At 29.9% G+C, this 11,300-nt stretch carries 7 protein-coding genes; 6 read left to right on the top strand and 1 reads right to left on the bottom strand.

Translation table 11 applies throughout. The annotated features are described in order from the left end of the window. The first annotated feature begins 47 nt into the window (after positions 1-47). The 6 genes from FP421_RS11655 to FP421_RS11630 all read left to right on the top strand — a co-directional run bounded on the left by FP421_RS11655 (position 48) and on the right by FP421_RS11630 (position 9,957). Positions 48-755, top strand: a complete 708-nt coding sequence (locus FP421_RS11655) for an LOG family protein (protein ID WP_159950819.1) — start codon at positions 48-50, stop codon at positions 753-755. A gap of 79 nt (positions 756-834) precedes the next feature. After that, positions 835-2,028, top strand: coding sequence for a T9SS type A sorting domain-containing protein (locus tag FP421_RS11650; RefSeq protein WP_159950817.1), 1,194 nt, complete (start codon positions 835-837; stop codon positions 2,026-2,028). Then, positions 2,029-4,839 (top strand): gluzincin family metallopeptidase, encoded by a 2,811-nt coding sequence (locus FP421_RS11645; protein ID WP_159950815.1) that lies wholly within the window; start codon positions 2,029-2,031, stop codon positions 4,837-4,839. It abuts the gene before it with no gap. A 120-nt stretch (positions 4,840-4,959) separates the two neighbouring features. Further along, positions 4,960-5,640, top strand: coding sequence for a hypothetical protein (locus tag FP421_RS11640; RefSeq protein ID WP_159950813.1), 681 nt, complete (start codon positions 4,960-4,962; stop codon positions 5,638-5,640). 14 nt (positions 5,641-5,654) lie between these two features. Next, positions 5,655-7,325 carry an androgen-induced gene 1 family protein gene (locus FP421_RS11635; protein WP_159950812.1) on the top strand — a complete coding sequence of 557 codons (1,671 nt, stop codon included), beginning with the start codon at positions 5,655-5,657 and terminating at the stop codon, positions 7,323-7,325. A gap of 178 nt (positions 7,326-7,503) precedes the next feature. After that, a complete protein-coding gene (locus FP421_RS11630) occupies positions 7,504-9,957 on the top strand; it encodes an alpha-ketoacid dehydrogenase subunit alpha/beta (protein ID WP_159950811.1) in 2,454 nt (817 codons plus the stop codon). A gap of 8 nt (positions 9,958-9,965) precedes the next feature. Here the strand turns inward: FP421_RS11630 and FP421_RS11625 are convergent, their stop codons facing one another. After that, positions 9,966-11,237, bottom strand: a complete 1,272-nt coding sequence (locus FP421_RS11625) for a DUF2851 family protein (RefSeq protein ID WP_159950810.1) — start codon at positions 11,235-11,237, stop codon at positions 9,966-9,968. Positions 11,238-11,300: the final 63 nt, after the last annotated feature.

Here is an 11,300-nt window from a genome sequence, read left to right as displayed (position 1 = left end):
ATTTCTTTTTTAAAGAATAAGATTTTAATACAAAAAAAAACACGAATATGACGAATGACGATAGAAAAATAAGAGAAAAACTTGAACAAAAAACTTGGAACGAAATAAAAACTAACGACTCTTGGGCCATATTTAAGATTATGGCAGAATTTGTTGAAGGATATGAAAAGTTAAGTAAAATAGGACCTTCTGTTTCTATTTTTGGTTCAGCAAGAACAAAACCAAACCACCCATATTATAAATTAGCAGAAGAAGTCGCCTTTAAATTGACTCAAAATGGTTATGGCGTAATTACAGGTGGTGGACCAGGAATTATGGAAGCTGGTAACAAAGGAGCAAAACGAGGAAAAGGGATTTCTGTTGGATTAAACATAGAACTACCTTTTGAACAACATGATAATCCATGGATAGATTCTGATAAAAGCTTAGACTTTGATTACTTTTTTGTTCGAAAAGTGATGTTTGTAAAATATTCTCAAGGGTTTATTGTAATGCCTGGTGGTTTTGGAACCATGGACGAACTTTTTGAAGCAATTACATTAATTCAAACTAATAAAATAGGACGTTTCCCTATTGTTTTAGTTGGTAAAAAATTCTGGTCTGGATTAATAGATTGGATTAAAAACACTCTTTTAGAAGAAGGTAATATCAGTGAAAAAGACTTAGATCTTTTTAGAGTAGTAGACACAGCAGATGAAGCTATTGATCACTTAAATAAATTCTACTCTAAATATCAATTAAAACCTAATTTTTAAGATGCTAATTAAAAAGGCTTCTTTGTTTGTTCTGTGCTTTTGGTCTATCTCCTTCTTTGGGCAAAACACCATAAAAGCTATGTTTTACAATATATTAAATTATAATTCTGATACAGAAAGTCAGAATAGAACTCCACGTTTAAAAACTATATTAGAAACTGTTCAACCAGATTTATTTATGGTTTGTGAACTAAAAAATGAAACGGCTTCTGATTATCTTTATACAAATGCTATTTTACCATTTAAACAAAGTTTTAAAAAAACACCTTTTAAATACAGTGAGTCACCTGCAACAAACTTGTTGCAAATGGTGTATTATAATTCCGCCAAGTTAGAATTAGAACAAACCAGCGTTATTCCAACACGGATAAGAGACATTAATCATTATACCTTTAAAGTTAAGGTTGAATCTGGTAACTCAAACCCTGTAAGAATAGAAGTTTTCGTAACACATTTAAAGGCTTCTAGAGGGCAAGACAATAGAGAAAAAAGAAATTCATCCGCTACAACTTTTACAAGAGAATTAGATAGGTTACCAACAAATAGCTATGTGTTATTTGCAGGAGATTTTAATTTTTACACCAGTAATGAAAGTGGTTTTCAGACAATAACCAACAGTTCAAATCCTATAAAAATAATAGATCCTGTGAATCGTTTATGTCCTGCTTTTCCTGATGACAACAAAGATTATTTTAATGACGACTACGATTCTACATATTTTTGGAACAACAGCTCATTTGCTGATGTTCATTCACAATCTACCAGAAGCTCTTCTTTAAGTGACGGTTCTGGAGGCGGTATGGACGATCGTTTTGATTTTATACTAATTTCAGAAAACTTAACCAAAAACAATAATTTATATTACAAGCCAGAATCATATAAAACCATTGGTAATAATGGTAATTGCTACAATTCTTTTGTTAGTAACACAACATGTTTAGGAGAATTCTCTCAGAACTTACGAAATGCTTTGTATCAATTTAGCGATCATTTACCAATAACTTTAGATTTACAAGTTGCTAATACGCTATCAATTTATAATACAACTTCCATTAAATTTTTAAATTCTAACATTGTAAAAGATTATTTATTTATACAAGTCTCAGACATAAATTTAAAATCTATCACCATTTACAATCACTTGGGTCAAAAAGTAAAATCAATAGAGATAAACAATCAAAAAGAAATAAGCATTAATTTAACATCGTTTTCTAAAGGAGTTTATTATCTTACTGCAGATTCTTTACAACCCAAAAAAATTATTAAAATATAATTGAATTTCCGTTTTTACATATTTGTGGTTTTTTTAGGATTATCTGCTATTGTGAATTGTCAAGAAAACTCAATAAACATCAAGGCGGAGTTAGATGATGATAATGATATTCTAAAAATTCAGCAAGAAGTCATTTATTACAATAATTCAGACTCAATTCTAAACAGTATTTACTTTCACAACTGGCCCAATAGTTACAGAGATAGAAAAACACCATTATCAAAACGTTTTATTGAAGACTATAGAAAAGACCTTTATTTTGCAAAAAAAGAAGACCTAGGGCATACAATTGTAAAAAGTATTTCTGTAGATTTTGAAAATGTTTCTTTTAAAGAATTAAAAAATCAAGCAGATATTTTAGAGGTTTCATTAAACAGTCCATTATACCCAAAATCAAAAATAAAAATATCTATTACCTACCTTGTAAAGGTTGCTAATGCAAAGTTTACAAACTACGGAAAAACTAAAACAGGATATCATCTGCGGTTTTGGTATTTGGCTCCTGTAGTTTTTGACAAAGATTGGCAGTTCATGAGCAATCTTAATATAGATGATTTGTATGAAGGTGGCACCAACTTTGATATTGAAATAAATCTGCCAAAAAAATACACTCTAGAAAGTAATCTTTACCAATATGAAACAAAAAAAGAATCTAAAAACAATTACTATTTAGTAGGAAAAAATAAAACAGATATTATTTTAAACATTGATAAAAACAAGAAGTTTAAAAAATTTAATACAAAAACAGTAACAGTTCACACAGATATTTCCTACAAAGAACTAGGTTTTAATCTTACAACTAGCATTCTTAACAGAGAATTACTATTTATTCAAGAATATCTAGGTAAATACCCACATGTAGACATCTTTATTGATGAAGCTACAGAAAAGAAAAATCCTGTTTTTGGATTAGACCAACTCCCAAAGTTTCTAAGACCTTTTTCTGATACATTTAAATGGGATGTAACCATGTTTAAAGCTCTAACTAGAAAGTATATAGAAAACACTTTATTATTTAACAAAAGAAAAGACTATTGGTTAATTGATGGAATACAAAACTATTTAATGATAGAATATGTAGAAAGGTTTTATCCTGAAGTAAAATTGTTAGGTAAAATTTCAGACTCTTGGTTATTGAGAACTTTTAACGTTTCTAAATTAAATTACAATGACAAATACCCTTTTTTATATCAATTTACAGCAAGAAAGTTTTTAGACCAATCCTTAACAACTTCTGCTGACTCACTCTCTAATTTCAATAGAAAGATTGTAAGTAAATACAAAGCAGGTTTAGGTTTTAGATTTTTAAAAGGTTATGTAGGCGATAGTATTCTAAAAAAATCTATTAAAGAACTATATCAAAAAAATCAGCTTAAAATAATAACAAGCAATTCTTTCAACAAAATTATCTCCTCTAAAACCGATAAAGATCTTAGATGGTTTTTCAACGATTACTTAAATACCAATAAAAAAATTGATCATACTATTTCTAAGATAGAAAACCAAAAAGATAGTCTTGAAGTTACCATAAAAAACAAAAGAAACATTACTACTCCAGTTGCTTTATACGCTTTGAAAGATAAAGAAATTAAGATAAAAAAATGGATTTCTAATATAGATTCTACCAAAACAGTTCTTATAAAAAAAGGAAACTATGACAACTTTGTTTTGAATTATGAGAATTTATACCCAGAACTAAATACTTTAGACAACTGGAAATCTATAGAAAAAAAGATTTTAAACAAACCTATTAAATTTTCTTTCCTAAAAGATGTTAGCGACCCTAACTATAATCAAATATTTTATCAACCAGAAGCTAGTTATAATTTTTACAATGGTTTAATTTTAGGTTTAAAACTTCATAATAGGCCACTAATAAAAAGAAACTTCGAATTTAAATTTGCTCCAGCTTATGCCACAAAAAGTCAAAGCGTAATTGGTTCGTTTTCTCTGAAATACAATCAGTTTTTCGAGAAAACAAATATCTACAAAATTGAATATGGTTTACAAGGAGGCACTCTTGATTATGCCCCCAATTTATCATACAAATCACTTGTTCCCTATGTAAACATGGTTTTCAAAAGAAAAACATTAAGAGATGCATCTACAGAGTTTTTAAGTTTAAAACTACTACATATAGACAAAGAAGTTGCTCCAGGAGTTTTAAAAACATCAGAAGATAACTATAACGTATTAAGCTTAAGATATAGTTTTATGAATCCTGATATTATTAAGGAATTTAGATATAGTTTTAGTGCCGAATTGGCTAGGAATTTCTCTAAAGCAGCCATAGATTTAAGATACAGAACGTTAAACACATCAGACACTCAATTAGATTTTAGATTTTATGCAGGTACTTTTTTTAGCAATAACACCCTTGGTAATTACTTTAGCTTTGGTTTAGATAGAGCAAATGATTATTTATTTCAGCTAAACTATTTAGGTCGTTCTGAAAGTTCTGGTTTTTTTAGTCAACAATTTATAATTGCAGAAGGAGGTTTTAAATCAGTATTACCAACTAGGTTTGCAAATCAATATATGATTTCTACCAACTCAAGTATTGGGCTATGGCGCTGGTTAGAATTTTACAATAATGTTGCATTTCTAAAAAACAGAAAACAACCTATTTATTTTGCTTATGAAAACGGAATTCGTTTCAATTTTGTTCATGAGATTCTAGAAGTATATTTCCCTTTGTATTCAAATAACGGCTGGGAAATAACACAAGGTGCCTACCCACAAAAAATAAGATTTACATTATCTGCAGATTTTGCCTCCATTTATAATTTTTTTAGAAGAGGGTTTTTATAAAAATACCTACAAATAGGTAGAAAAAAAGTTAAAAATACTCATCATGAGTACTTGTTTTTATTTAAATAAACTTTACTTTTGACCAATATTTTAATAAAAATTAACAAAAAAAATTAAACTATGAAAATTAAAACACTATTTCTGTGTATTTTCTGCATTTGCTTCTATGCAAGAATTTCATCACAAGAAAATGAATTAGCAAAAGAAAAAAAGAATGCTTTTGCCATTTCATTTGGATCACCTGGGCTAGGTTTAGAGTATGCTAGAAAACTGAGTCCAAAACTAAATGCAAAAGTCGTTTGGCACTCATTTAAACTTGAAGATTTCGAACAAAAAGATTTAGACTTAGATGGTGACAAAGTAGACTTGCTTGCCAATCTAGAAGTGGGTATTATAGATTTAGGTATTGAGTATTTACCCTTTAAAAACTCATCATTTAAACTTACTACAGGGATAGGCATCTTATCTAAAGTTAATTTAAATTCTGTTTTTACGTATACAGAAGATGTTGTAGTAGGATCTGTAACCATAACAAAACAAGATGTTGGTGAAATAATAGCAGATGTAAATTGGAGTGGTATGGCTCCGTATGTAGGAATCGGTTTTGGTAGAGCTATACCAAAGAAAAGATTAGGTTTTGGTATAGAATTGGGCACATATATTACTTCTGCACCCACTGTAGACTTAACTGCTTCTAAACTACTAGCACCTACAGCTTCTCAGGAAGAAAATCTTCAAGAATCACTTGAAAGTTTCAAATTTATACCAAGATTACAATTCAGACTAGCCTATAAATTCTAAAAAAAAGAAAAATTATGAAAACTAATAAACTATTAAAAATATCACTTTCTATTGTTATCGTTATGATAGCAATAATTAGCTCTTGCAAAAGCTTTGAAGAGATTACTGATGACTTTGACATTGTTTTTAACAACTCTATTTTTAAACAACAAATAGTAGTAGAAATTTTCGACCCTGTAGATCAGTCAAATCTAAACGGATCAAACGTTTTAAAAGTAGAAGTAATTGGTACAGATGCCGATAAAATTGTTACAGATGCAGGTAATGACGCAAACACCGCAAAAGTTGTTAATGGAGCAATATCATTGGCTGTAAACCCAAATAAGAACACAACTGGAGACCCTGTAGAATTTATGTTAAAAATTAGTGGTGATAATTATTTAACTACAACTGTTCCTGTATTCTTATCAAGTACAGATTCAATTGCTACAATAAGTGCTAATGTAGTTAACAAACTCAACACTCCTAACGGAATAGACTATATAAAAAGCACAGAATCTTTAGTTAATAATACTCTAAGTAATGATATTACTTTTGAAACATCAGGCTCAAAAGCTGGCACAAAATCTGAAATCTCAATAAAAGCTGGTACTAAGTTTAAAGATATTAATGGTAATGATATTTCAGGAGGTGCTTTAGAAAGTGAAGTTGTTCATTTTAATAGTAGTAACCCTGAATCTCTTGCCTCTTTTCCAGGTGGATTTATGCCACAAGAAGTTACTGACGAAAGTGGTAATAAAGTAGAAGATGCTTACTTTGAAACTGCAGGATTTGTATCTGTAGATATGAAAGTAGGAAATACAGAAGTAAAGCAATTTTCTGAACCGATAACAATTAAAATGAAAGTTGCATCAGACTACATTAATCCAGAGACAGGAAATATCATTAAAGTTGGTGATGAAATTCCGATTTGGTCTTACAGTAAAGATGATGGAAAATGGGATTATCACACAAAAGGTACTGTTACCAGAGACGCTAATAATAATTTTGAAGTTGTTTACACTACCACTCATTTATCTTGGTATAATTTAGATTATTATGGAAGAAGATGCCCTAATGGAGGTTGGAGACGTACAGGTGGTAGATGGGTGTATTCACCACTAGCTACTATAGCTATATCTATGAATGGAGTTAGTAGAAGCAATTCACATTCGCTTTTTACTGATTTTGTTTTCGCTGGTACAAACCAATCAGTTTCTTACTGGTCTGGAAAAACAAAAACGTACTATGACGGTCAAACTTTTGAAATTAGAAACGCACCTTCAAGAGATCTTCAAATGGTTGTTTACAGCGGAAGAAGTAGATATCGAAAAGGAAATGAAATCTATAGATCTTCTGCTTTTAGTCCTTGTTCTGGAACTGTAAATATTGATGTATCAAATATAGTATCTCAACTACCAAAATTAGTAAACGTTACTGTTCGCTACAAGGGGGTTTGTAACGGTAAAGTATTAGAACCTACCGTACCTTTATATATGAAAGACCCAACGTATGGTTACTGGAGATATATTGGTTATGTATATAGAGGTAGTATTACTATCAGACAAATTGAATTGAATAAACAATATGAATTTGGAACATATTACAACGGTCAATTCTTTTCTCAAAGTATTGCTTTTGACAAAACAGAATACATAAATGATAGTTATCAAATTCCAGCAGAATTATGTAATAGACTTTTCTAATAATTTATAAAATCAACATAAAAAGAGATATTGTGAAAACAATATCTCTTTTTTATTGAGTAAAACACAATTAAACGCCTAATTAATACAATTCTATTACCATATTCGTAATGTATTATTTACATTTTTAAATATCAACTAAAAAAACTATCTTTGCAACATCCAAAACATTATTAAAATGCTGCAAGAAACACTCAGTAAGAATAAGCAAAAATTATCTTTTGAAGATTTTAAAACCGAGGTTTTAAATGACTATAGAATTGCAAAAATTAGTAGAGAGTGTAGTTTACTAGGACGTAGAGAAGTGTTAACTGGTAAAGCAAAGTTTGGTATTTTTGGTGACGGAAAAGAAATTCCTCAGTTAGCCATGGCTAAAGCTTTCAAACTAGGTGATTTTAGATCTGGTTATTACAGAGATCAAACCTTTATGATGGCTTTAGGAGAATTAACTGCACAACAATTCTTTGCAGGCCTATATGCACATACAGATATTAAAGCAGATCCTATGTCTGCTGGAAGACAAATGGGTGGCCATTTTGCAACGCACAGTTTAAATGAAGATGGTAGTTGGAAAGACTTAACTAAACAATTCAACTCTAGTTCTGATATCTCTCCCACTGCAGGACAAATGCCTCGCTTATTAGGTTTAGCTCAAGCATCAAAAATATACAGAAACGAAAAAAGTGTACAACATAAAACCCATTTTTCTAATAAAGGAAATGAAATTGCATGGGGTACAATTGGAAACGCTAGTACAAGTGAAGGTCTATTTTTCGAAACCATAAACGCTGCTGGTGTTTTACAAGTTCCTATGGTGATGAGTGTTTGGGATGATGAATACGGAATTTCCGTTCATGCAAAACATCAAACTACTAAAGAAAGTATCTCTGAAGTATTAAAAGGTTTTCAAAGAGAAAAAAATAAAGACGGTTACGAAATTTTTGTTATTAATGGTTGGGACTATGTAAAGTTAGTAGACACCTATAATAAGGCTGCAAAAATTGCAAGAGAAAATCATGTACCTGTTTTAATTCATGTAAACGAATTAACTCAACCTCAAGGCCATTCTACCTCTGGTTCTCATGAAAGATATAAATCTAAAGAAAGATTAAACTGGGAAAAAGAACACGATTGCATTACCAAAATGCGAGAATGGATTTTAGATTTTGAATTAGAAACTGAAAACGGAGAAATATTACGTTTTGTTGATTCTGAAGAAGATTTAATCATAATAGAAAAGCAAGCTAAGAAAGAAGTAGTCAATGCAAAAAGAAATGCTTGGAATTCTTATTTGAATGAAATCAAATCAGAAGTAGCCGCTTTAGCGCAAATTTTAGAAAAAACTGCTACCAAAAGTAAAAACGGAGCTTTTATTTCGAAGTACAGAAAAGACTTGATTACCAATGCAGAACCAAATAGAAAAGATGTTTTATCAGCAGCAAGAAAATCTTTAAGATACCTAAAAGATGAAAATTTTGCCGAAAAAATAGTACTACAAAACTTTATAAAAACTAAAATTAAAGAAGCAAAATCAAAGTATTCTTCTCATTTAATGAGTGAATCTGATTTTGGTGCCTTAAACGTCATAGAAAAAGCACCTGTTTACAATCAAGCTAAAACTTTGGTGGATGCTCGTGTTATTATGAGAGATAACTTTGATGCAATCTTAAAGAAACATCCAGAAGTAGTTATTTTTGGTGAAGATGCTGGTTTTATTGGTGATGTAAATCAAGGTTTAGAAGGACTTCAAGAAAAATATGGAGACATTAGAATCTCTGATACAGGTATTAGAGAAGCTACTATAATTGGTCAAGGTATAGGTTTAGCAATGCGTGGTTTAAGACCAATTGCAGAAATTCAATACCTAGATTATTTGCTATATGCACTTCAAATTATGAGTGATGATTTAGCTACACTACATTATAGAACTTTCGGAAAACAAAAAGCACCTTTAATTATTAGAACTCGTGGTCATCGTTTAGAAGGAATTTGGCACGCAGGTTCACCAATGGGAGGAATCATTAATAACGTTAGAGGACTGCACGTTTTAGTACCAAGAAATATGACAAAAGCAGCAGGATTTTACAATACGTTGTTAGATGGTGATGAGCCTGCTTTAGTTATAGAGTGTTTAAACGGATATCGTATTAAGGAAGAACTACCAGCAAATTTAGGAGAATTTAAAACACCTATTGGCTATGTAGAAACTGTTAAAGAAGGAAAAGACATTACTGTAGTTTCCTATGGATCTACCTTAAGAATTGTACAAGAAGTTGCGGTTGAACTTCAACAAGTAGATATTGATATCGAAGTTATTGATGCTCAAAGTTTACTACCTTTTGATTTAAATCATGATTGTGTAAAAAGTCTTGCAAAAACCAACAAATTATTAATTGTTGATGAAGATGTACCTGGTGGCGCTTCTGCTTACATTTTACAAGAAATTCTTGAAAAACAAAATGGATACATGTATTTAGACAGCAAACCTTCAACGTTAACATCTAAATCGCATAGACCTGCATATGGTACTGATGGAGATTATTTCTCAAAACCTTCTGCAGAAGATATTTTTGAAAAAATATATGATATCATGCACGAAGCAAATCCAAATAAATACAAAAACTTGTATTAAACAGTAAGTTATTTTTTTAACAACTTTACTCCTATTGCGCAATTTAAACAACGTTTCTTTGCGCAATAATTGTTTTTAAGTTCTAATAAAGCTTGAGAATCGTATGCAGATTTTGATGAAACTCCTATATAGTTAAACTTATTGATTACACTATTTTTTTCAGCGTATATTTGCTGAATTAGATCTAAAAAATCAGATTCTGACACCTCTCCTCTACTCTTTTGATAGTTAAATTTTAAGGGAATTATAGTATTAATCAACAACAAATCAATAAATGATTTTGTGATTTTTTTTGGTGATGATTTCGATGCTTTTTCAAAAGTATAATGTGTTTTCCAAAACGGATGAACATCAACATTAAAAAAAGCATAAAAATCTTTTAACTTTTCAAGTTCTAACAATTTAGAAAACATATTTTGATACTGATGACACAAAACCACTAATTGTGCGATTCGTATTGTCGGAAAATTATTAGGTCGCATTCTAAAAAAAGAAAACTGAAATTTAGCAATTGGTTTTAATTTGTATTTATGCTGTAAATATTGATATTCTTTTTTTAATTCTTCATGATGTTTTTCCTCTCTATTTTCCTCTAAAAAACCAGCTTGACCAAATAACAATGCTTCCAATTGATGTTTATCAAACCTTACTTTTTTTAGTACATTAAAATCAATTGATTTTGCTAGAGCAAAAAAAGGATCAGCATTCACTTTCAACCCAAAATTCTTGGCTAATAATTGAAAGAAAGTGGCTTCAAAATCATTGTTATTATTTGACAAAACACTATTTATTTCATTAGATTTTCGTTCTAATCGTTCAAAAAATAAACGCTCTTTCCAATTGTCAAAAGTAAATGCATCTATGGTTTTTATTTCTTGCTCACAAGGAATCCATCTTTGTTGAACAGAAAACAAATTTTGGTAATTTTTAATTGCAGAATCCAATATAAAATTTTTCAAGATAAGTGTTGGCAGAGGCGCATTGTTTTTCATAAATACAGTAGTATCATCCTCCCAAACAACGTGTAAAATAACAGCATCATAATTCTTGTCTATTTCATGATTATGAGCATACCAATCAGAAGATTTTAAATGAATTTCTACATTACCTGCCCAGAATTGATTATTAATCTTTAGTTGAGCATTTAAAAAATCAGGTCCAGAGTTTTGATTGTGCAAACCTGCATTTAAAACAACCAACTCTTCATTTGATGTTGTTCTTAAATTATGAATATCAAAGAGATGATATTTCCATACATAATGTAGAAAATCTTCATTCATAGTTTTTGTTTTCAAGGTACAAAAAAACATTATAGAATTATAAATTTTTACAATTGTATTAAC

Source organism: Polaribacter septentrionalilitoris (assembly GCF_009832745.1).
Taxonomy (GTDB): Bacteria; Bacteroidota; Bacteroidia; order Flavobacteriales; family Flavobacteriaceae; genus Polaribacter; species Polaribacter septentrionalilitoris.
Note: the sequence above shows the minus strand (reverse complement) of the source record. Positions and strands in the feature narration are given on the sequence as shown.